The following is a 23,305-nucleotide window of genomic DNA, read 5'->3' as shown; positions in this document are numbered from 1 at the left end:
CGCTTATCAGGCCAACGGAGCGCTATGGCTGTACCCACGGCGTTCCCAACGCCGAGCCCTGCACTCCGTGTTCGTTGAGGTATTTATCCAGTTCAACCATCCCGGTCCAGCGATTTTCACACCATAGCGGCGCCAGCAGCGTCGGGCGTCGGGCGCTGGCAGAGATCCGGTGGTAAATCACCTCCGGCGGCGTATGACGGATCATCTCACCGGCGGTCACCGTGTAATCATCCAATTCGATACCGTTCAGACGACCGGCCTCCCAGGCCTTCGCCATAATGCTACCCGTCACAATATGCAGTGGATGTAGCTTAATACCGTCCACGCCGGTTTCTACAACCCGCTCAAGCGTCTCCAGACACTCGCTCTGCCCTTCCCCCGGCAGGCCGACAATCAGGTGGCTGCACACCTTCAACCCGCGCTCGCGCGCCAGCCGCGTGGTATTTTGATAACAGGCAAAGTCGTGGCCGCGGTTAATTCGGTGCAGCGTTTTATCGTGCGCGGTTTGCAGCCCCAGCTCCAGCCACACTTCATAACCCTGATCTTTATACTCACTCAGCAAATCAAGCACCGCCTCCGGCACGCAGTCCGGGCGCGTGCCGACGCACAGGCCGACGATATTTGCCTGACTTACCGCCTGCTGGTACATCGAGCGCAGCACCTGAACTTCGGCAAAGGTGCTGGTATAGGCCTGGAAATAGGCCAGATAGCGTTTTGCACGGTTGACCAGATTTGCCTGGTGCGCCAGCTGGTCGGCAATCGACTTATGCTGCTGTGCTTCGTCGGCAAACGAGGCGACATTACAGAACGTGCAGCCGCCGCGGCCGATCGTTCCGTCGCGATTTGGGCAGCTGAATCCACCATGCAGCGTCAGTTTATGGACCTTTTCGCCGTAACGACGCGTAAGATCCCCACCAAACATATTGACTAATTTTTGTAACTGCATAATCTGATAGACCGGCCTGAAGAAAGGGGCCAAGCCTGCCATTTTTAGTCTCGATCGGCGATGACCTGGATCAATCGCCATGTAGACCTTTTACTCCATTGCATAACAAATCAAAATTACTGCAATTTCATTCAAAACAAGAGTGATTATTTTTGCTTATGTTCGCCGTGCTATTTGCAATTATCTAGCGTCCGTTGAAAAACAGAGGGATCCTATACCCTCACACTCCACACCAGCATTAAATACTGCCATTTGCAATTAAAACAGTATATTCATATTAAAACCGCGCTTTCATATAGTGAGACAGATCACACTCACAAAGGCACTTACTCCTGGCCGCTAGTCGTCAAAATCGTTATATTTTTATTTATTTTCAATTATTTAATTACCCTATAGCACATTTCTGTATAAATAAGATTGCCATTTGACCTATGTAAGGATTCCCGATAAGTTGGGAATCCGCTGGAAGCTTTCTGGATGGGCAGTCTGCCCATCATATTTATGCAGTAATTGAGATTCCCTCTTAAGCAAGTCCTCAAACTTGTGTGACCTACGCGAAAAGGATAAAAGAGGGCGAATGCGAGGTAGGCAAAGAATGCCATACCCCGTCGCCATGCTCTTGCTGTGCCTTGCGCGCAATCGATTAAGGGGGCGTCCCGTAGAGCCTGGGGAGGTTCACTGATATGTTGTACGATAAATCCCTTGAGAGGGATAACTGTGGTTTCGGCCTGATCGCCCACATAGAAGGCGAACCTAGCCACAAGGTAGTGCGTACCGCGATACACGCACTGGCCCGTATGCAGCACCGCGGCGCGATTCTCGCCGACGGAAAAACCGGCGACGGTTGTGGCCTGCTGTTGCAAAAACCTGACCGTTTCTTCCGCATCGTCGCAGAAGAACGCGGCTGGCGCTTAGCCAAAAACTATGCCGTTGGGATGCTGTTCCTGAATAAAGATCCTGAGCTGGCTGCGGCCGCCCGCCATGTTGTAGAAGAAGAACTGCAGCGTGAAACCCTGTCTATTGTTGGCTGGCGCGATGTGCCCACCAACGAAGGCGTGCTCGGTGAAATCGCCCTCTCCTCTCTGCCTCGTATTGAGCAAATTTTCGTTAACGCCCCTGCGGGCTGGCGTCCGCGTGATATGGAACGCCGTCTGTTCATCGCCCGCCGCCGTATCGAAAAACGCCTTCAGGAAGACAAAGACTTCTACGTGTGTAGTTTGTCGAACCTGGTGAATATCTATAAAGGTCTGTGTATGCCGGCGGATCTGCCGCGCTTCTACCTGGACCTCGCGGACCTGCGTCTGGAATCGGCCATCTGCCTGTTCCACCAGCGCTTCTCCACCAACACCGTGCCGCGCTGGCCGCTGGCACAGCCGTTCCGCTATCTGGCGCACAATGGCGAAATCAACACCATCACCGGTAACCGCCAGTGGGCGCGCGCGCGTACCTATAAGTTCCAGACGCCGCTGATTCCGGATCTGCACGACGCCGCGCCGTTCGTGAATGAAACCGGCTCCGACTCCAGCTCCATGGATAACATGCTTGAGCTGCTGCTGGCGGGCGGGATGGACATCATCCGCGCCATGCGTCTGCTGGTCCCACCGGCCTGGCAGAACAACCCGGATATGGACCCGGACCTGCGTTCGTTCTTCGACTTTAACTCCATGCACATGGAGCCGTGGGACGGCCCGGCAGGGATCGTCATGTCTGACGGTCGCTACGCCGCCTGTAACCTCGACCGTAACGGTCTGCGTCCGGCTCGCTACGTGATCACCAAAGATAAGCTCATCACCTGCGCCTCTGAAGTTGGGATCTGGGACTACCAGCCTGACGAAGTGGTGGAAAAAGGCCGCGTAGGCCCAGGCGAGCTGATGGTTATCGACACCCGCAGCGGACGCATTCTGCACTCTGCCGAAACCGATAACGATCTGAAAAGCCGCCATCCGTACAAAGAGTGGATGGAGAAAAACGTTCGCCGTCTGGTGCCGTTTGAAGATTTGGCCGACGATCGGGTGGGCAGCCGTGAGCTGGACGACGATACGCTTGCCAGCTACCAGAAACAGTTTAACTACAGCGCCGAAGAGCTAGACTCGGTGATCCGCGTACTGGGCGAAAACGGCCAGGAAGCCGTCGGCTCAATGGGTGACGATACCCCGTTTGCCGTGCTCTCCAGCCAGCCGCGTATTATTTACGACTACTTCCGTCAGCAGTTCGCGCAGGTAACCAACCCGCCAATCGACCCGCTGCGTGAAGCGCATGTGATGTCGCTGGCAACCAGCATCGGTCGTGAGATGAACGTTTTCTGCGAAGCGGAAGGCCAGGCGCACCGCCTGAGCTTCAAATCACCGATTCTGCTGTACTCCGATTTCAATCAGCTCACGACGATGAAAGAGGAGCACTACCGTGCCGATACGCTGGACATCACGTTTGATGTGACGGAAACCAGCCTCGAAGCTACGGTGAAAGCGCTGTGTGACAAAGCTGAAGAGATGGTGCGTAACGGTACCGTACTGCTGGTGCTCTCTGACCGTAACATCGCCAAAAATCGCCTGCCGGTACCGGCACCGATGGCGGTGGGCGCTATTCAGGCTCGCCTGGTCGATAAGAGCCTGCGCTGCGATGCCAACATCATTGTTGAAACCGCCAGCGCCCGCGACCCACATCACTTTGCCGTACTGTTGGGCTTCGGCGCGACGGCAATTTACCCGTACCTGGCCTATGAAACTCTCGGTCGCCTGATCGATACCCATGCTATCGAGAAAGACTACCGCACGGTGATGCTGAACTACCGTAACGGCATCAACAAAGGTCTGTATAAGATCATGTCCAAAATGGGCATTTCGACCGTCGCCTCCTATCGCTGTTCTAAGCTGTTTGAAGCGGTGGGTCTGCACGACGACGTAGTCGAAAACTGCTTCCAGGGCGTGGTCAGCCGCATCGGCGGCGCGTCGTTCGACGACTTCCAGCAGGATCTGCTGAATCTGTCGAAGCGTGCCTGGCTGGCGCGTAAACCGCTGGAACAGGGCGGCCTGCTGAAATATGTCCACGGCGGCGAATACCACGCCTACAACCCGGACGTGGTGCGCACCCTGCAACAGGCGGTACAGAGCGGCGAATACAGCGATTACAAAGCCTATGCAGAACTGGTCAACAACCGCCCTGCGGCGACGCTGCGCGATCTGCTGGCCATCACGCCAAACGGCGAGACCGTCAACCTGGCCGACGTTGAGCCAGCGAGCGACCTGTTCAAGCGTTTCGATACCGCAGCGATGTCGATTGGCGCACTGAGCCCGGAAGCGCACGAAGCGCTAGCCGAAGCGATGAACAGCATCGGCGGCAACTCTAACTCCGGCGAAGGCGGCGAAGATCCGGCACGCTACGGCACCAACAAAGTGTCGCGCATCAAGCAGGTGGCTTCCGGCCGCTTTGGCGTAACGCCTGCGTATCTGGTCAACGCCGACGTCATTCAGATTAAAGTCGCTCAGGGCGCGAAGCCGGGCGAAGGCGGTCAGTTGCCGGGTGATAAAGTCACGCCGTACATCGCCAAGCTGCGTTATTCCGTACCGGGCGTGACGCTGATTTCTCCGCCACCGCACCACGATATTTACTCTATCGAGGATCTGGCTCAGCTGATTTTCGACCTCAAACAGGTCAACCCGAAAGCGATGATCTCCGTGAAGCTGGTTTCCGAACCGGGCGTCGGCACCATCGCTACCGGCGTGGCAAAAGCCTATGCGGACCTTATCACCATCGCCGGCTACGACGGCGGTACCGGTGCAAGCCCGCTGTCTTCCGTGAAATACGCCGGCTGTCCGTGGGAACTGGGTCTGGTCGAAACGCAGCAGGCGCTGGTCGCTAACGGCCTGCGTCACAAGATCCGTCTGCAGGTGGACGGCGGCCTGAAAACCGGCGTCGACATCATTAAAGCGGCAATTCTCGGCGCGGAAAGCTTCGGCTTCGGTACCGGGCCAATGGTCGCGCTGGGCTGTAAATACCTGCGTATTTGTCACCTGAACAACTGCGCAACCGGTGTGGCAACTCAGGATGAGAAACTGCGTAAGAACCACTATCACGGCCTGCCGTTCAAAGTGACCAACTACTTTGAATTCATCGCCCGTGAAGTCCGCGAGCTGATGGCTGAACTGGGCGTCACCCGCCTCGTTGACCTGATTGGCCGCACCGACCTGCTCAAAGAGCTGGATGGCTTCACCGCCAAGCAGCAGAAGCTGGAGCTGTCTCGTCTGCTGGAAACCGCTGAGCCACACCCGGGCAAAGCGCTGTACTGCACCGAGAACAACCCGCCGTTTGATAACGGCGTGCTGAACGCGCAACTGCTGCAGCAGGCAAAACCGTTTGTCGATGAACGCCAGAGCAAAACCTTCTGGTTTGATATCCGCAACACCGATCGTTCCGTTGGCGCATCGCTGTCTGGCTACATTGCCCAAACGCACGGCGACCAGGGGCTGGCGGCGGATCCGATTAAAGCGCACTTCAACGGTACCGCAGGCCAGAGCTTCGGCGTGTGGAACGCCGGCGGCGTTGAGCTGTACCTGACCGGCGATGCCAACGACTACGTCGGTAAAGGCATGGCGGGCGGTCTGTTGGCGATTCGTCCTCCGGTGGGTTCGTCCTTCCGCAGCCATGAAGCAAGCATTATCGGTAACACCTGCCTGTACGGCGCGACCGGTGGTCGTCTGTATGCCGCAGGCCGCGCGGGTGAACGTTTCGGCGTGCGTAACTCCGGAGCGATTACCGTGGTGGAAGGCATCGGCGATAACGGCTGTGAATACATGACCGGCGGCATTGTCTGCGTGCTGGGCAAAACGGGCGTGAACTTCGGTGCCGGTATGACGGGCGGCTTCGCCTATGTACTGGATGAAGACGGTGATTTCCGCAAACGCGTGAACCCGGAACTGGTAGAAGTACTGGACGTCGACTCGCTGGCGATTCACGAAGAACATCTGCGTGGATTGATCACCGAACACGTACAGCTGACCGGCTCCTCCCGCGGTGAAGAGATTCTGGCGCACTGGCCGTCTTATTCCGCGAAGTTTGCCCTGGTTAAGCCGAAGTCCAGCGATGTGAAAGCGCTGTTGGGTCACCGTAGTCGTAGCGCAGCCGAGCTGCGCGTGCAGGCGCAGTAAGAGGTCATCATGAGTCAGAACGTTTATCAATTTATCGACCTGCAGCGCGTTGATCCGCCGAAGAAACCGCTGAAGATCCGCAAGATCGAGTTTATCGAGATCTACGAGCCGTTTTCCGAAGGCCAGGCCAAAGCACAGGCAGACCGCTGCCTGTCCTGTGGTAACCCGTACTGCGAGTGGAAATGTCCGGTACATAACTACATCCCGAACTGGCTGAAGCTGGCCAACGAGGGGCGTATTTTTGAAGCGGCAGAGCTTTCACACCAGACCAACACCCTGCCGGAAGTTTGTGGCCGTGTGTGCCCACAGGATCGCCTGTGCGAAGGCTCCTGTACGCTGAACGATGAGTTTGGCGCCGTGACCATCGGCAACATTGAACGCTATATCAACGATAAAGCGTTCGAGATGGGCTGGCGTCCGGACCTGACCGGCGTGAAGCAAACCGGCAAGAAAGTCGCCATCATCGGCGCGGGCCCGGCGGGCCTGGCGTGCGCAGATGTGCTGACCCGTAACGGCGTGAAGGCGGTGGTGTTCGACCGTCACCCGGAAATTGGCGGCCTGCTGACCTTCGGTATCCCGGCCTTCAAGCTAGAGAAAGAAGTCATGACCCGCCGCCGTGAGATCTTCACCGGTATGGGTATTGAGTTCAAACTCAACGTGGAAGTGGGCCGTGACGTACAGCTCGACGACCTGCTGAAAGATTACGACGCCGTGTTCCTCGGCGTGGGCACCTATCAGTCAATGCGCGGTGGGCTGGAGAACGAAGACGCTTCCGGCGTATTCGACGCCCTGCCGTTCCTGATCGCCAACACCAAGCAGATCATGGGCTTTGGCGAAACGACTGAAGAGCCGTACGTCAGCATGGAAGGCAAACGCGTGGTGGTACTGGGCGGTGGCGACACCGCAATGGACTGCGTGCGTACCTCCATTCGTCAGGGCGCAACGCATGTTACCTGTGCTTACCGTCGTGATGAAGAGAACATGCCTGGCTCCAAACGCGAAGTGAAAAACGCGCGTGAAGAAGGCGTGGAATTCCAGTTCAACGTGCAGCCGCTGGGTGTGGAAGTGAATGCCAACGGCAAAGTCTGTGGCGTGAAAATGGCGCGTACCGAGATGGGCCAGCCGGATGCCAAAGGCCGCCGTCGCGCGGAAATCGTCGCCGGTTCCGAGCATGTGGTTCCTGCCGACGCGGTGGTCATGGCGTTCGGTTTCCGTCCACACAGCATGGAATGGCTGGCGAAACACAGCGTCGAGCTGGACTCTCAGGGCCGCATCATTGCCCCGGAAGGTAGCGATAACGCCTTCCAGACCAGCAACCCGAAAATCTTTGCCGGTGGCGACATCGTGCGTGGTTCCGATCTGGTGGTCACCGCGATCGCAGAAGGCCGTAAAGCGGCTGACGGGATCATGAACTACCTGGAAGTGTAATTCCTGCTGGCTCCCCTGCCCCAGCTTCACGCTGATGGATGGGGAGCCAATATTTTTCTGCTAAATACATACGAATTCATTCTTCGAAAGCCGCTCGCAAATACAGCTGCAACGCAATGTAATACACCTCTCCTGGATTGACCGGGCTATGCCTGAAGCGTATTGGTAGCGATATATTTTTATTTCGCAACTCTCGCGCCAGGGATGACATGACTACACCTACACCACCACAACACGCTGACGATTATCAGCAAATCCATGACGGTATTATTCGATTAGTAGATACGGCCCACACTGAGACTGTCCGTAGCATTAACGCTTTAATGACGGCAACCTACTGGGAAATCGGCAGGAGAATTGTCGAGTTTGAACAGGGCGGTGAATCACGGGCGGCTTATGGTATTCAGCTCATTGAGCGGTTATCCGCAGATTTAAGCCTGCGCTATAAGCGTGGTTTTTCCACCAGAAATTTGTGGCAAATGAGAACATTTTATCTATGTTTTCAGCATATTGAAATTCCGCAGACAGTGTCTGCAGAATCTTCACGTCTGGTACAACTCGCAAAAATCTTTCCACTTCCCTGGTCAGCTTACGTGCGATTGCTCTCGGTAAAAAATCCCGATGCCCGGGCTTTTTACGAGAAAGAGACGCTCCGTAACGGCTGGTCCGTACGGCAACTCGATCGGCAAATCGCCACTCAGTTTTACGAACGAACGCTACTGTCCCACGACAAATCCGCCATGTTGCAGCGACCTGCGCCCGCCGAGCCAAACGTTTTGCCGGAGCAGGCCATACGCGACCCATTCATTCTGGAGTTTCTTAACCTGAAGGACGAGTATTCAGAGTCGGATCTCGAAGATGCCCTGCTCAGCCACCTGATGGACTTTATGCTGGAACTCGGTGACGATTTTGCTTTTGTTGGCCGCCAACGCCGATTACGCATAGACGATAGCTGGTTCCGCGTCGATCTGCTGTTCTTCCATCGCCGCTTGCGCTGCCTGTTGCTCGTTGACCTGAAGGTAGGCAAATTCGGTTATGCGGATGCCGGGCAGATGAATATGTACCTGAACTATGCCAAAGAGCACTGGACAATGCCGGGAGAAAACCCGCCCGTCGGGCTGATTTTGTGCGCGGGAAAAGGCGCGGGAGAGGCGCATTACGCGCTGACTGGCCTGCCGAATACCATCATGGCGAGCGAGTACAAAGTACAGTTGCCTGACGAACAACTACTTGCAGACGAACTCATTCGTTCACAAGCCATGCTGGAACCTCAACCCACTGACGTGGATTGACTGTCAACAGAGAGAAACCGGCCAAATCATCAACCCCATGAATAATAACCAACAAAAAATCACGCGGAAACGTTTGCTTTATTCTGAGAACTGTATATTATGCGGCGGATTTTTTGGGCAAAATTCATGGAGGCGTTGTGTCGCAGGACAACAATTATAGCCAGGGGCCCGTCCCTCTGGCAGCGCGGAAAGGCGTAGTTCCACTCACGTTTGTGATGTTAGGGTTAACGTTTTTTTCCGCCAGTATGTGGACCGGAGGAACACTCGGTACCGGTCTTTCCTATCATGATTTCTTCCTTGCAGTTTTCTTCGGTAACCTCCTTCTCGGTATCTACACCGCATTTCTTGGTTTCATCGGCGCAAAAACCGGACTCTCTACCCACCTTCTTGCTCGTTACTCCTTTGGCGTAAAAGGCTCATGGCTTCCCTCCATGCTGCTCGGCGGCACGCAGGTCGGTTGGTTTGGCGTCGGCGTGGCCATGTTTGCCATCCCGGTTGGCAAGGCAACAGGCATTGACGTCAATATCCTGATTGCGGTTTCCGGGCTGTTGATGACCCTGACCATCTTCTTCGGCATCTCGGCACTGACTATTCTCTCGATTATCGCCGTGCCTGCGATTGTCATTCTGGGCAGCTACTCGGTCTGGCTGGCGGTGAGCGACGTTGGTGGTTTAGATCACTTAAAAACGATTGTGCCGCAGACGCCGCTCAATTTCTCCACCGCGCTTGCGCTGGTTGTCGGCTCGTTTGTCAGCGCCGGTACCTTAACCGCCGACTTCGTTCGCTTTGGCCGCAACGCCAAAGGCGCGGTGCTGATTGCGATGGTGGCGTTTTTCCTCGGCAACTCATTGATGTTTATCTTCGGGGCTGCGGGCGCTGCCGCTGTTGGGCAAGCGGATATTTCTGACGTGATGATAGCCCAGGGCCTGCTGTTGCCGGCGATTGTGGTACTCGGCCTGAACATCTGGACCACCAATGACAATGCGCTGTACGCATCAGGTTTGGGCTTCGCCAACATTACCGGTCTTTCCAGCCGAACGCTGTCGGTGGCGAACGGTATTATTGGCACGCTGTGTGCATTGTGGCTTTACAATAACTTTGTCGGCTGGCTGACCTTCCTGTCGGCGGCAATTCCCCCCATTGGTGGCGTGATCATCGCCGACTATCTGTTGAACCACCGCAAATATGCCGACTTCAACAACGCGCAATTTATTACCGTGAACTGGGTAGCCATTCTGTCCGTTGCGCTGGGCATTGCCGCGGGTCACTATATTCCCGGAATTGTTCCGGTCAATGCCGTCCTCGGCGGCGTATTCAGCTATATCCTGCTGAACCCACTCTTTAATCGTAACCTTGCTAAATCCCCGGAGGTTAGCCATGCAGAATAATAATATTACCCTTCGCCAGGCCCGCATGCAGGGGCGAGAAGGATTGTGGCAAATCACCATTGAAAACGGGCGCTTTAGCCGTTTTGAGCCTCAGGCAACGGCATCGGCACCACAGGGCAATGTGCTTGATGTTGAAGGCGGTCTGGTAATCCCTCCGTTTGTTGAACCGCACATCCATCTGGACACCACGCAAACCGCTGGCGAACCGAACTGGAACCAGTCTGGCACGCTGTTTGAAGGCATTGAACGCTGGGCCGAACGCAAGGCGATGCTCACTCACGAAGATGTAAAAACGCGGGCCATGCAAACCCTGAAGTGGCAGATGGCCAACGGCATCCAGTATGTTCGTACTCACGTTGACGTCTCCGACCCCACGCTGACGGCGCTGAAAGCCATGCTGGAAGTGAAGCAAGAAGTCGCGCCGTGGGTAGAACTGCAAATCGTCGCGTTCCCGCAAGAAGGCATTCTTTCTTATCCCAACGGTGAGGCGCTGTTGGAAGAAGCAGTCCGTTTGGGCGCCGACGTCATTGGTGCCATTCCCCACTTTGAATTTACCCGTGAATATGGCGTTGAATCGCTGCATAAAATTTTCGCCCTGGCGCAAAAATACGACAGACTCATCGACGTACACTGCGATGAAATTGACGACGAGCAATCACGCTTTGTTGAAACCGTCGCGGCGCTGGCGCACCGTGATGCGATGGGGGCTCGCGTGACTGCCAGCCACACGACGGCAATGCACTCCTATAACGGCGCGTACGCTTCCCGCCTTTTCCGCCTGTTAAAGATGTCCGGCATTAACTTTGTCGCGAATCCGCTAGTGAATATTCACCTGCAAGGACGCTTTGACACCTATCCGAAGCGTCGCGGCGTCACGCGCGTCAAAGAGATGCTGGAGGCGGATATCAACGTCTGCTTCGGTCATGATGACGTCTTCGATCCGTGGTATCCACTGGGTACCGCGAATATGCTGCAGGTGCTGCATATGGGATTACACGTGTGCCAGCTGATGGGATACGGGCAGATTAATGATGGGCTGAACCTGATAACGACCCACAGCGCGAAAACGCTGCATCTGCAGGATTATGGTCTTGAGGTCGGTAACAGCGCTAACCTGGTGGTTCTCCCTGCGGAAAACGGTTTTGATGCCGTACGTCGCCAGACGCCGGCTCGCTACTCTATCCGCCATGGGCGGGTGATTGCCGAAACGGTGCCGAGCCAGACGACGCTTCACCTCGACACGCCAGAGAAAGTGACGTTTAAACGATAGCCATAACAAAACAGGCCCCTACGGGCCTGTTTTCTATTTCACAACGCGAAGCGCCGGACGCCCGCCGCGAGGCGGTGGTGGCGTATCGTCGGGATCGTCTCCGTCGTCGCTATCCGGCTTGTTGCCATCAATCACCGACATCACGGTCTCGCTTGCGCCGTTTTCCACGTCTTCGTCGTCGTTGAAGCCTTCGACATTTTCATCGTACGCGGCTTCTGGCTCAAACATGGTTCCGGCACCGTTCTCACGGGCGTAGATCGCCAGCACGGCAGCCAACGGAACGGAAACCTGACGCGGCACGCCGCCAAAGCGCGCATTGAAGCGCACTTCATCGTTGGCCAGTTCAAGATTACCCACCGCACGCGGCGCGATGTTCAACACGATCTGCCCATCACGCGCGTATTCCATCGGCACATTCACGCCCGGCAGCATAACATCTACCACCAGGTGCGGCGTTAGCTGGTTGTCCAGCAGCCACTCATAGAATGCACGCAGCAGATACGGGCGGCGCGGAGAAAGTTGCGAAACTTCCATTCAGTTAACCCCGGCCAAGGCGCATTTCGCGCTCGGCTTCCGTTAAGGAGGCGAGGAAAGAGTCACGTTCGAATACGCGCGTCATATAGCCTTTCAGCTCTTTCGCGCCTGCACCGCTCAGCTCAATGCCCATTACCGGCAGACGCCACAGCAGCGGCGCCAGGTAGCAATCGACAATGCTGAATTCATCGCTCAGGAAGAACGGCTTCTGGGTGAAGACCGGCGCGATCGCCAGCAGCTCTTCACGCAGCTGTTTACGCGCGGCGTCAGCCTGCGCGGCAGAACCGGTCATCACGGTGTTCATCAGTGAGTACCAGTCTTTCTCGATACGGTGCATGTACAGGCGGCTTTCACCACGTGCAACCGGGTAAACCGGCATCAGCGGCGGGTGCGGGAAACGCTCATCAAGATATTCCATAATGATGCGTGATTCCCACAGCGTCAGCTCACGATCTACGAGTGTCGGAACGCTTTGATTCGGGTTGAGGTCAATCAGATCCTGCGGTGGATTGTCCTTTTCCACGTGCTCTATCTCAAAGCTGACACCCTTCTCAGCCAGCACGATGCGGACCTGATGGCTATAGATGTCAGTAGGACCAGAAAACAGCGTCATTACCGAACGTTTGTTGGCAGCGACAGCCATGAAAACCTCCAGGTATATTCAGAATTTTTACTGCTACCAGCCACAACGGCGGCTAGCCAGATGACAAGCCTCAGCTACACGCTAAACGACATTCTCGTTCACAAACTAAACAAAAAATGAACAATCGCGCGCATTTGGGCAGAAAATTGGAAGATAGTCTACCAGATTTTGAACGACTTGTGGTGAGGGGATTCCGGAAAAGCGGAAAAAGAGCGCGTCAGCCCCCGTTCAGTGGGCATAAAAAAACCCGCCGAAGCGGGTTTTTTCGCAAATTGTCGTCTGCCGAAGCAGAAAGCAATTAACGTTTGGAGAACTGCGGACGACGACGTGCTTTACGCAGGCCGACTTTCTTACGTTCAACCTGACGAGCATCACGGGTAACGAAGCCAGCTTTACGCAGTTCGCCACGCAGGGACTCGTCGTACTCCATCAGAGCGCGGGTGATACCGTGACGGATCGCACCAGCCTGACCAGAGATACCACCACCTTTAACGGTGATGTACAGATCCAGTTTCTCAACCATGTCGACCAGTTCCAGCGGCTGACGAACTACCATGCGGGCAGTTTCACGACCGAAGTACTGTTCCAGAGAACGTTGGTTGATAACGATTTTGCCGTTGCCCGGTTTGATGAAAACGCGAGCTGCGGAACTTTTGCGGCGACCAGTGCCGTAGTATTGATTTTCAGCCATTGCCTATAATCCCGATTAGATGTCAAGAACTTGCGGTTGCTGTGCCGCGTGGTTGTGCTCGTTGCCAGCGTAAACTTTCAGTTTACGGAACATAGCACGACCCAGCGGGCCTTTTGGCAGCATGCCTTTAACCGCGATTTCAATCACACGCTCAGGACGGCGAGCAATCATCTCTTCAAAGGTCGCTTCTTTGATACCACCGATGTGGCCGGTGTGGTGATAGTACACTTTGTCAGTACGCTTGTTGCCGGTTACAGCAACTTTGTCAGCGTTCAGAACGATGATGTAATCACCGGTATCTACGTGCGGAGTGTATTCCGCTTTGTGCTTACCGCGCAGGCGCAGAGCCAGTTCGGAAGCCAGACGGCCCAGAGTTTTACCGGTCGCGTCAACAACATACCAGTCGCGTTTTACGGTTTCTGGTTTAGCTGTAAAAGTTTTCATTAAAAGCTTACCCAAATAAATAAGTTACACGTTGGTGAACACCCAAACGTTTAGTCAGTTGAGGTTCACACGACATTGTCCAGCAAACCTACCCCTTCGAATAGCCTATGCCGGCGCAGAGAAAGTTTTGGGAAAAAAACTCTCTTGTAACGTGGGGTCGCAAGATTATAGAGAAGTCGGGGTCAAAGGTCGACCCCTTTATGTGATTTGCTGCGGGTTTTTCGGGGTTTGAAGATGTGCGGCCTGATGCCCTCACCCCCAGCCCCTCTCCCACGGGGAGAGGGTGGCATTTACGGCATGTGCGGGCGTTTCAGATACTCTTCGCTCTGCATCTCCTGCAAACGCGACAGGCAGCGCTGGAACTCAAATTTCAGTCGTTCGCCCTGATAGATGTTGTACAACTCGACTTCGGCGCTCACCACCAGCTTCACATGGCGCTCGTAGAATTCGTCCACCAGCGCGATAAAGCGACGCGCTTCACTCTCGAGCAATGGCGTCATCACCGGCACGTCAAACAACATCACGGTGTGGAACAGACGCGACAGCGCAATGTAGTCGTGCTGGCTGCGTGCGTCGACGCACAGAGTATTAAAGGAGACCGCCAGCGTCTGGTTTTCTACGCCAAGGGTGGGCAGCGGACGGTGGTTAATCTCCAGCGTGGTCTGGTTCATCTGCGGCGTCCCCGCCAGCGCCAGCCACAGTTTATTCATCTGCTGGCGGGTCTCTGCGTTGAGCGGCGAGAGCCACAGGTGCGCCTGCGTCAGCGTACGCAGACGATAGTCGATGCCCGCGTCGACATTCATGATATCGCAGTGCTCTTTAATCGCCTCGATCGCCGGCAGGAAGCGCGCGCGCTGCAGCCCATTGCGATACAGTTCATCCGGCGGGATGTTGGAGGTCGCGACCAGCGTAATACCGCGCGCGAACAGCGCCTTCATCAGGCCGCCGAGGAGCATGGCATCGGTAATATCGGAAACAAAAAATTCATCGAAGCACAGCACGTCGGTCTCGGCTTTAAAGCGTTCAGCCACAATTTCCAACGGGTCCGTATGCCCCTGGAGCGCGCCCAGTTCTTCGTGCACCCGTAACATAAAGCGGTGGAAGTGCAGGCGCTGCTTCCGCTCGCCCGGCAGGCTTTGATAGAACATATCCATTAGCCAGGTTTTCCCGCGCCCCACGCCGCCCCACATATAAAGGCCGCGTACGGCGCTCGGCGCGTCAGACTCTTTCTTGCCGAGCAGTTTGCCAAAACGCGCACGCAGGCCACCGACCGGGGCTGAGACGGGCGTTTTATGCTGGAGTTCCTGGTAAATGGTATCGAGACGGTTTACCGCCTCGCGCTGGACATCGTCAGGTTGATGACTGCCCTCCTCGAGGGCCTGAAGGTAGCGCGATGTGGGGGACTGGCTTTGCATGATCTAATTGTTATTCCTTTGAAAACCGGTATGTCTTACTTCACGATTGACTAAAAAAAGTCCGTTCTACACTACGCGATGATGCGTCAGGATTCCACTTCTACAGGATTAGCGGTTATAGTGGCACTATCGGGCGCTGGCATGGAGTTGCCGAAGCCGCCAATACCCTACGGAACAACAAAACAATGGGAGATGTTCATGACCTGGGAATACGCGCTAATTGGGTTAGTTGTCGGTATCATCATCGGTGCCGTAGCCATGCGTTTTGGTAATCGTAAATTACGCCAGCAGCAGGCGTTGCAGTACGAGCTGGAGAAAAACAAAGCCGAGCTGGAAGAGTACCGCGAAGAGCTGGTCAGCCATTTCGCCCGCAGCGCCGAGCTGCTCGATAACATGGCTGATGACTATCGCCAGATCTACCAGCACATGGCGAAAAGCTCCAGCAACCTGCTGCCGGGCATGTCTGCAGAAGCCAACCCGTTCCGTAACCGTCTGGCCGAGTCCGAAGCCGGTAACGATCAGGCACCGGTACAGATGCCGCGCGACTACTCCGACGGTGCATCCGGCCTGCTGCGTAGCGGCGCAAAACGCGATTAATCTGCATTCCACAAATATTTTACGGGCGCATGACATGCGCCCGTCCTCTTCTGCCTACGCCGTCTATATTTACTTCAATAACATCAGTCTTTTCGGGAAGTCGTGTTCTTGCATCCAGGGTCATGAGGGCCAGCATCAATGAATAAATCAACTTTACTGTTAAGTGCATTGGCGTTAAGCGTTGGGTTATCCCTCGCCGCTCCGGCGCCAGTGTTCGCGTCGCTGCCGACGCAGGTTCCAGGCCAGGGCGCGCTGCCTAGCCTCGCGCCGATGCTGGAGAAAGTGCTGCCTGCGGTGGTGAGCGTTCAGGTTGAAGGCACGGCACCTGTCAATCAGCAGGTGCCGGACGAACTCAAGAAATTCTTTGGTGATGATGGCGGCAACACGGCCAATGAACCCACCCAACAATTTGAAGGTTTGGGCTCAGGCGTCATTATTGATGCCATTAAAGGTTACGTGCTGACCAACAATCACGTCATCAGCGACGCGCAAAAAATCAGCGTTCAGTTGAACGATGGCCGCGAATTTGAAGCGAAGCTTATCGGCAGCGACGACCAGAGTGACATCGCGCTGCTGCAAATCCAGAAAGCCAGCCATCTGACGCAAATCGCCATCGCTGACTCCGACAAACTGCGCGTAGGCGACTTCGCCGTCGCCGTCGGAAACCCGTTCGGCCTGGGGCAGACCGTCACGTCCGGTATCGTCTCGGCGCTGGGCCGTAGCGGCCTCAACCTGGAAGGGCTGGAGAACTTCATTCAGACCGATGCGGCCATCAACCGCGGTAACTCTGGCGGCGCGCTGCTGAACCTGAACGGCGAGCTGATCGGAATTAACACCGCTATTCTGGCGCCCGGTGGCGGCAGCGTCGGTATCGGCTTTGCTATCCCCAGCAACATGGCGCAGACCCTGGCCCAGCAGCTGATTCAATTTGGTGAAATCAAACGCGGCCTGCTCGGCATCCGCGGTATGGAGATGACCGCCGACATCGCCAAAGCGTTTAATCTCGATGTGCAGCGCGGGGCCTTTGTCAGCGAAGTGCTGCCGGGTTCCGGTTCAGCAAAAGCAGGGATTAAATCCGGCGACGTGATTACCAGCCTGAACGGCAAGCCGCTGAATAGTTTCGCCGAGCTGCGGTCCCGCATCGCCACCACGGAGCCGGGTTCGAAGGTCAAATTGGGCCTGCTGCGCGACGGCAAACCGCTGGAAGTGGAGGTGACGTTGGACAAGAGCACCTCATCAACCGCTAGCGCGCAGCTGATTATCCCAGCGCTGGAAGGCGCATCGCTCAGCGATGGCCAGGCGAAAAGCGGTACCAAAGGGGTGGTCATTTCTGACGTGGAAAAAGGGAGCCCTGCGGCGCAGATTGGTTTGCATAAAGATGATGTGATCGTGGGGATCAACCGCCAGCCGACACAGTCCATCGCCGAACTTCGCAAGGTGCTTGAAGCCAAACCGGCGGTCATTGCGCTCAATGTGATGCGCGGTAATGAAAGCATTTACCTGCTTCTGCGCTAATCCACGAGAAACCGGGCATAGCCTGGAATGTATGTCCGGTTTCTCTCGTGGTATGCTTCGTCCAGTTTCCTCATCAACGATGCCTGTATCATGCTTGTAAAGCTCTTACGTTCAGTTGCACTTGGTTTACTGGTTGGCGGCATACTCATTGTCACCGTCCCTTCTTTGCGTCAGTGGAATCCACTATCCACCGAGCGCTTTAGCAGTACAGATGAAGCGCCCGCCAGCTATAACACTGCGGTGCGTCGCGCTGCCCCTGCGGTGGTGAACGTTTATAACCGCAGTCTGAACAGCAACACCAATAATCAGCTGGAAATCAAAACGCTCGGCTCCGGGGTGATCATGGACGAGCGCGGCTACATTATTACCAACAAACATGTGATCAACGACGCCGATCAGATTATCGTCGCCCTCCAGGATGGTCGCGTGTTTGAAGCCCTGCTGGTCGGCTCCGATAGCCTGACCGATCTGGCGGTCCTTAAAATCAACGCCACCGGCGGCCTGCCGGTCATCCCCATTAACCCGAAGCGCACACCGCACATCGGTGACGTGGTGCTGGCCATCGGCAACCCCTACAACCTCGGGCAGACCATTACTCAGGGGATTATCAGCGCGACCGGTCGTATCGGCCTCAACCCGAGCGGTCGACAGAACTTTCTGCAGACCGATGCCTCCATCAACCACGGTAACTCCGGCGGTGCGCTGGTCAACTCGCTGGGTGAGCTGATGGGCATTAACACCCTCTCTTTCGATAAGAGTAACGACGGTGAAACTCCTGAAGGGCTGAGTTTTGCCATTCCGTTCCAGCTGGCGACCAAAATTATGGATAAGCTGATTCGTGACGGACGCGTGATTCGTGGCTTTATCGGCATCAGCGGGCGTGAAATAGCGCCACTGCACTCACAGGGCAGCGGCATTGAGCAGATTCAGGGTATTGTCGTCAATGAGATAGCTCCGGACGGCCCGGCGGCACAGGCGGGTATTCAGAACAACGACGTGATTATTTCGGTCAACGGCAAACCGGCGATTTCCGCGCTGGAAACCATGGACCAGGTCGCCGAGATTCGTCCGGGATCGGTCATTCCGGTGGTCGTGATGCGTGATGATAAGAAACTGACGATGCAGGTGACGATTCAGGAATATCCGGCGTCGAACTAAACGGCGTGAAAAGCAAAGGGGCCATTGGCCCCTTTGTCACGTCTAAGGCGTCACGCCTTATTTATTAATAAAATCTTCACCCAGCTGAATATCTTTTCTCAGCGTATCGAGCATGCCTTCCAGCGCCTGCTGTTCGTAAGCGCTCAGTTTGCCAATCGACTGACGTTCTTCAATCCCGTTTTTACCTAACAGCAGCGGCTGCGAGAAGAAACGGGCGTATTGTCCGTCACCTTCCACATAGGCGCACTCAACCACGCCTTTCTCGCCCTGCAGGGCGCGAACCAGAGACAGGCCGAAACGCGCCGCCGCCTGGCCCATGGAGAGCGTAGCCGAGCCGCCACCCGCTTTCGCTTCCACCACTTCGGTGCCCGCGTTCTGGATGCGTTTGGTCAGGTCGTTCACTTCCTGATCGGAGAAGCTCACGCCGGAAATTTGCGATAATAAAGGCAGAATCGTCACCCCGGAGTGGCCGCCGATAACCGGCACTTCCACATCACCAGCGCTTTTACCTTTCAGCTCCGCCACAAAGGTGTTGGAGCGGATGATATCCAGCGTAGTAACGCCGAACAGTTTGTTCTTGTCGTATACGCCCGCCTTTTTCAGCACTTCGGCGGCAATGGCCACCGTGGTATTCACCGGGTTGGTGATAATACCAATACAGGCTTTCGGGGCAGTTTTGGCAATTTGCTGCACCAGGTTTTTGACAATCCCGGCGTTAACGTTAAACAGATCGGAGCGATCCATACCGGGCTTACGGGCCACACCGGCAGAAATCAGGACAACATCAGCGCCTTCGAGTGCGGGCGTGGCGTCTTCGCCGGAGAAACCTTTGATTTTGACATCAGTCGGAATATGGCTGAGATCGACAGCCACACCAGGCGTGACGGGGGCAATATCATAGAGAGAGAGTTCTGAACCTGAAGGCAGTTGGGTCTTTAGTAGTAGGGCAAGCGCCTGGCCAATACCGCCGGCGGCACCAAGGACTGCGACTTTCATCCTAAACTCCTTATTATGGTTAATGACTTTCAGGTAACAACCTGTCGTGGACCGCATAAACCAACGCAGGAGATACCAGTTGTTACTCCATTGCGGCGACCTTAATTCACAAGGTAAATAATTACAATATAATTGCTTACAGAATGCGGGCCATTCAACAGCATCCGCACTACTCCCAGAAAAAGGCCTTTCTACGAAACCAAATTTTCATCAACTATCGATTACAATATACTCAGCATGTTGCGTAAAACAACAGCAATTTAATAACATTTCATTTACTTTTAACTTATTTGGATCCCGTGATATAGGCATGTTTCTTAGGTCTAATTTTTGCTAAAATCCGCCCTTTCTCTATTTGGCTTAGCCTCTGTAGTAAATTATTTTGCATAAAAATTCACCTATATGCATAATAATGTCAATTTCACCACCATACTCGGGTGACTTATGCGAAGTTCAACTAAACAAGAAGAATTAGTTAAAGCCTTTAAAGCATTACTGAAGGAAGAAAAATTTAGCTCTCAGGGCGAAATTGTTCAGGCCTTGCAGGAAGAAGGTTTCGATAATATTAACCAGTCCAAAGTTTCTCGTATGCTGACCAAGTTTGGCGCCGTGCGTACCCGCAACGCCAAAATGGAAATGGTTTACTGCCTGCCAGCCGAGCTGGGCGTGCCGACCACCACCAGCCCGCTGAAAAATCTGGTACTGGATATTGATTACAACGATGCCGTTGTGGTTATCCATACCAGCCCCGGCGCTGCACAGCTGATTGCCCGCCTGCTGGACTCACTGGGTAAAGCGGAAGGCATCCTCGGCAGTATTGCCGGTGACGACACGATTTTCACCACGCCGGCACGCGGGTTCACCGTTAAAGATCTCTACGAGGCCATCCAGGTTCTGTTCGAACAGGAGCTGTAATCCCTCTTCCTTTCTCCTCTGGCCCACCAGAGGAGCTGCTTTAAAGGCAAATTTCCCTACGTTTCACTCCCGTCTCGTTAACATTAAGTGCGATTTTCTGGTCAGAATCATAGATCCAGTGAATATATCTATTCATAACCGCACAAAATATCAAATTATCATATCTAATTGATTATCATCACAATTAACACTTAACTTTACCGAAATATGTATTTTTTTATACATATATGTTCTAAAAATGACGATTTTTGACACCTAATTACACGCGAAACAATTAGCTGGGTATTAATATTTTAGGTGATTAGTGTATACTTAATTTCGTGATGAGGGTCACAAAACAAAGACCTTCCAAAAAAATTCGACGAGGTGAGTATCATGAAAATCAAAACAACTGTTGCCGCTCTGAGCATCCTTTCCGTTATCTCTTTCGGTGCGTTTGCCGCTGACTCTATCAGCAGCGATCAAGCACAAAGCCGTCAGTCAATCGGCACCGTTTCCATCGGTTCCGTCGGTTCATCTCCGATGGATATGCACGAAATGCTGAACAAAAAAGCGGAAGAACAAGGTGCATCATCCTATCGCATCATTGAAGCGCGTACCGGCGCTCATTGGCACGCAACGGCTGAACTGTACAAATAAGTTCGCATCAGGCAGCACGTCGGCAGTGTAGAAAAGTTAAATACCCAGCGGTCCCAGGAATCAGAAAGAACATCCTCTCACCGCTGAAGAATGAAGAATATGGTGAGGAGTAAAACATTATGAAAAGCGCAATGATCATCGCATCCCTTGGTCTGGCATCCGTTCTGTCCTTCGGCGCAAGCGCCGCAGTGCAACAGGTTAACGCGGAGCAGGCACAGAATCTGCAATCCGTCGGCACCGTTTCTGTTTCTCAGATCGGTAGCGACCCGATGGATATGCGCAGCGCATTAGCCGCTAAAGCCGAAAAACAAGGCGCCAGCAGCTACCGCATTATTGAAGCCCGTACCGGCGACCATTGGCACGCTACGGCTGAGCTGTACAAATAAACCCTCGTCGTCTTGTCCGACGACTTGCCCTCGCCCTTATGCGAGGGCTTTTTTATGCCCGCTGAACGTTAAAACGCAGCATCCCTTCCAGCTCTTCTTCTGCTTCATCAAACAGCAGAATCAACGCCCCATAGCGACGGCGCTGCTTGTCGTTGAGATGGATGAACTCGATCTCCAGCGGTAACGGCATTTGCGGGCCGGTGACCGCATCCCAAAGCGCATCTAAATCGCGAATCGACTCACGATCGAGGGCAAAGAGTTGAGCGAACTCCCGATAAAAATCGCCCTGATCCTCTATCTCATCAAAATCAAAAGTATAGATTTTCATCTCACGCCCTCTCCCATCCTGCAAAACTAAAGTCCCCCAATGTGCAACGTTTTCACCTCAAGGTACTCTTCCAGCCCCAGCACCGAGCCTTCACGCCCCAGCCCGGACTCCTTAACGCCGCCGAACGGCCCCAGCTCAGTCGATACGGCACATTCGTTAATACCGATCATCCCACTCTCTAACGCCTGTGAAACGCGGAACACGCGAGACAGGTTTTGCGTGTAGAAATAGGCGGCCAGGCCGTAGGGCGTATCATTCGCCCGGTGAATAACATCATCCTCATCGTGGAAGCGGAAGCACGCCGCCAACGGGCCAAACGTCTCTTCCTGCGCCAGCAGCATCTGTTCCTGACAGTCGCCCAGCACCGTCGGCTGCCAGAAGTTGCCCCCCAGCTCGTGAGGCTGCCCGCCAGCCAGCACCTTCGCCCCCTTCGAGACGGCGTCTTCTACGTGCTCACGCACTTTTTTCACTGCCGCCGCTTCAATCAGCGGGCCAACGACCACGCCATCATCCAGACCGTTGCCGACTTTCAGCGGTTTCACGGCAGCGGCAAGCTGGCTGGTGAAACGATCGTAGACACTATCGTGAATATAAAAACGGTTCACGCTGACGCACACCTGCCCGGCGTTGCGGAATTTATTCGCTACCGCCCCCTGTACCGCCGCGTCGATATCCGCATCCTCAAACACGATATAGGGCGCATTGCCCCCCAGCTCCATCGACACTTTCTTCATCGTTTCCGTTGCGTTACGCACCAGCGTTTTCCCCACTGACGTCGAGCCGGTAAAGGAGATTTTACGCACATCGTGACTCGCCATAATGGCGTCACTGATCTCCTGCGTATTGCCCGCAACGGCATTCAACACGCCATCAGGGATCCCCGCCTTCTTCGCCAGCGCCAGCAGCGCGAAGGCGCAGAGCGGCGTGTTATTGGCAGGCTTAATTACCCCGGTACACCCCGCGGCCAGCGCCGGGCCAAGCTTACGGGTCAGCATCGCCATCGGGAAGTTCCACGGCGTGATAGCTGCCACCACGCCAATCGGTTCACGCGTCGCCAGAATGCGCGAGCCGGGTTTAGCCGGGGGAATGATCTCCCCATTTGCCCGCTTACCCTGTTCCGCAAACCACTGGATAAAACTTGCCGCGTAATCCACCTCGCCTTCCGCCTCTTTCAGCGGTTTGCCTTGTTCAATGGTCATCAGACGCGCCAGCCAGCTTTTATTTTCAATTATCAGCTGATACCAGCGATACAGCAGCTCCGAGCGCGCTTTCGCCGTTTTTGCCCGCCACTGTGGGAACGCTTTTGCCGCGGCGGCAATCGCCTGCTCGGTCTCATGCCTCCCGGCCTTCACCACCTTTGCTACCACCTCACCCGTAGCCGGGTTCAGCACGTCAAAGGTGGTATCGAGATGGCGCCATTCGCCATTTACCAGATAGCCTGTTTGAAAAAGGTCATTGTCCTGTAGCGCTTGCGTGGTCATTACACCCTCCTGAAAAGTGTTTCCAGTTAAGTATAGCTATCGCTTTTACGGCAATAGTTGCCAGAATAACGAAAGTCGCATTAATGACGGGGAAG

General features: G+C 54.8%; 20 protein-coding genes. 11 read left to right on the top strand and 9 right to left on the bottom strand.

What is annotated here, in order from left to right:
* Positions 1–22 precede the first annotated feature (22 nt).
* Positions 23–946: a TIGR01212 family radical SAM protein gene (locus ABTW00_RS02615; protein WP_100249914.1), complete on the bottom strand. Its 924-nt coding sequence runs from the start codon at positions 944–946 to the stop codon at positions 23–25.
* 683 nt (positions 947–1,629) lie between these two features.
* On the opposite strand from ABTW00_RS02615, the gene gltB reads away from it, so the two are divergent.
* From gltB to ABTW00_RS02590, 5 genes are all read left to right on the top strand, one after another.
* Positions 1,630–6,090, top strand: a complete 4,461-nt coding sequence (gene gltB, locus ABTW00_RS02610; RefSeq protein WP_433638682.1) for a glutamate synthase large subunit — start codon at positions 1,630–1,632, stop codon at positions 6,088–6,090.
* A gap of 9 nt (positions 6,091–6,099) precedes the next feature.
* Complete coding sequence (gene gltD / locus ABTW00_RS02605) at positions 6,100–7,518, top strand: glutamate synthase subunit GltD (protein ID WP_064541823.1); 1,419 nt, start codon at positions 6,100–6,102, stop codon at positions 7,516–7,518.
* Positions 7,519–7,727: 209 nt separating this feature from the next.
* Positions 7,728–8,810, top strand: a complete 1,083-nt coding sequence (locus ABTW00_RS02600; protein WP_433638679.1) for a PDDEXK nuclease domain-containing protein — start codon at positions 7,728–7,730, stop codon at positions 8,808–8,810.
* Between the two features lie 137 nt (positions 8,811–8,947).
* Positions 8,948–10,198 (top strand): cytosine permease, encoded by a 1,251-nt coding sequence (gene codB, locus ABTW00_RS02595; protein ID WP_433638677.1) that lies wholly within the window; start codon positions 8,948–8,950, stop codon positions 10,196–10,198.
* Positions 10,188–11,468, top strand: coding sequence for a cytosine deaminase (locus tag ABTW00_RS02590; protein WP_433638674.1), 1,281 nt, complete (start codon positions 10,188–10,190; stop codon positions 11,466–11,468). Before codB ends, ABTW00_RS02590 begins: the two co-directional genes overlap by 11 nt.
* 33 nt (positions 11,469–11,501) lie before the next feature.
* Here ABTW00_RS02590 and sspB read toward each other — a convergent pair whose 3' ends face one another.
* The 5 genes from sspB to zapE form a co-directional block, all read right to left on the bottom strand.
* Positions 11,502–12,002 (bottom strand): ClpXP protease specificity-enhancing factor, encoded by a 501-nt coding sequence (gene sspB, locus ABTW00_RS02585; RefSeq protein ID WP_065356165.1) that lies wholly within the window; start codon positions 12,000–12,002, stop codon positions 11,502–11,504.
* A gap of 4 nt (positions 12,003–12,006) precedes the next feature.
* Positions 12,007–12,645: a stringent starvation protein SspA gene (gene sspA / locus ABTW00_RS02580; protein WP_064541808.1), complete on the bottom strand. Its 639-nt coding sequence runs from the start codon at positions 12,643–12,645 to the stop codon at positions 12,007–12,009.
* A 298-nt stretch (positions 12,646–12,943) separates the two neighbouring features.
* Positions 12,944–13,336: a 30S ribosomal protein S9 gene (gene rpsI, locus ABTW00_RS02575; protein ID WP_000829815.1), complete on the bottom strand. Its 393-nt coding sequence runs from the start codon at positions 13,334–13,336 to the stop codon at positions 12,944–12,946.
* A 15-nt stretch (positions 13,337–13,351) separates the two neighbouring features.
* Positions 13,352–13,780 (bottom strand): 50S ribosomal protein L13, encoded by a 429-nt coding sequence (gene rplM / locus ABTW00_RS02570; protein WP_064541805.1) that lies wholly within the window; start codon positions 13,778–13,780, stop codon positions 13,352–13,354.
* A 290-nt stretch (positions 13,781–14,070) separates the two neighbouring features.
* On the bottom strand, positions 14,071–15,195 hold the full coding sequence (gene zapE, locus ABTW00_RS02565; RefSeq protein ID WP_064541803.1) for a cell division protein ZapE: 1,125 nt from the start codon (positions 15,193–15,195) through the stop codon (positions 14,071–14,073).
* Positions 15,196–15,393: 198 nt separating this feature from the next.
* On the opposite strand from zapE, the gene zapG reads away from it, so the two are divergent.
* The 3 genes from zapG to degS all read left to right on the top strand — a co-directional run bounded on the left by zapG (position 15,394) and on the right by degS (position 18,465).
* Positions 15,394–15,792, top strand: coding sequence for a Z-ring associated protein ZapG (zapG, locus tag ABTW00_RS02560; protein ID WP_064541800.1), 399 nt, complete (start codon positions 15,394–15,396; stop codon positions 15,790–15,792).
* Between the two features lie 138 nt (positions 15,793–15,930).
* A complete protein-coding gene (gene degQ / locus ABTW00_RS02555; RefSeq protein ID WP_064541797.1) occupies positions 15,931–17,307 on the top strand; it encodes a serine endoprotease DegQ in 1,377 nt (458 codons plus the stop codon).
* Between the two features lie 90 nt (positions 17,308–17,397).
* On the top strand, positions 17,398–18,465 hold the full coding sequence (gene degS / locus ABTW00_RS02550) for an outer membrane-stress sensor serine endopeptidase DegS (RefSeq protein ID WP_064541790.1): 1,068 nt from the start codon (positions 17,398–17,400) through the stop codon (positions 18,463–18,465).
* Positions 18,466–18,522: 57 nt separating this feature from the next.
* Here the strand turns inward: degS and mdh are convergent, their stop codons facing one another.
* Complete coding sequence (mdh, locus tag ABTW00_RS02545) at positions 18,523–19,461, bottom strand: malate dehydrogenase (protein ID WP_064541787.1); 939 nt, start codon at positions 19,459–19,461, stop codon at positions 18,523–18,525.
* A 444-nt stretch (positions 19,462–19,905) separates the two neighbouring features.
* On the opposite strand from mdh, the gene argR reads away from it, so the two are divergent.
* The 3 genes from argR to yhcN-B all read left to right on the top strand — a co-directional run bounded on the left by argR (position 19,906) and on the right by yhcN-B (position 21,401).
* On the top strand, positions 19,906–20,376 hold the full coding sequence (argR, locus tag ABTW00_RS02540; RefSeq protein WP_035891195.1) for a transcriptional regulator ArgR: 471 nt from the start codon (positions 19,906–19,908) through the stop codon (positions 20,374–20,376).
* 375 nt (positions 20,377–20,751) lie between these two features.
* Complete coding sequence (gene yhcN / locus ABTW00_RS02535; RefSeq protein ID WP_065356166.1) at positions 20,752–21,015, top strand: peroxide/acid stress response protein YhcN; 264 nt, start codon at positions 20,752–20,754, stop codon at positions 21,013–21,015.
* Between the two features lie 119 nt (positions 21,016–21,134).
* Entirely contained in the window at positions 21,135–21,401 is a 267-nt protein-coding gene (gene yhcN-B, locus ABTW00_RS02530; protein ID WP_064541780.1) for a DUF1471 family stress response protein YhcN-B, read from the top strand.
* Positions 21,402–21,453: 52 nt separating this feature from the next.
* Here the strand turns inward: yhcN-B and ABTW00_RS02525 are convergent, their stop codons facing one another.
* Positions 21,454–21,729 carry a barstar family protein gene (locus ABTW00_RS02525; protein WP_064541777.1) on the bottom strand — a complete coding sequence of 92 codons (276 nt, stop codon included), beginning with the start codon at positions 21,727–21,729 and terminating at the stop codon, positions 21,454–21,456.
* Between the two features lie 26 nt (positions 21,730–21,755).
* The gene (locus ABTW00_RS02520; RefSeq protein WP_433638666.1) at positions 21,756–23,210 is read right to left on the bottom strand and encodes an NAD-dependent succinate-semialdehyde dehydrogenase; all 1,455 of its coding nucleotides are present in this window, start codon (positions 23,208–23,210) and stop codon (positions 21,756–21,758) included.
* Positions 23,211–23,305: the final 95 nt, after the last annotated feature.

Origin of the sequence: Kluyvera georgiana (genome assembly GCF_050990895.1) — a bacterium.
Lineage (GTDB): Bacteria > Pseudomonadota > Gammaproteobacteria > Enterobacterales > Enterobacteriaceae > Kluyvera > Kluyvera georgiana.
Note: the sequence above shows the minus strand (reverse complement) of the source record. Positions and strands in the feature narration are given on the sequence as shown.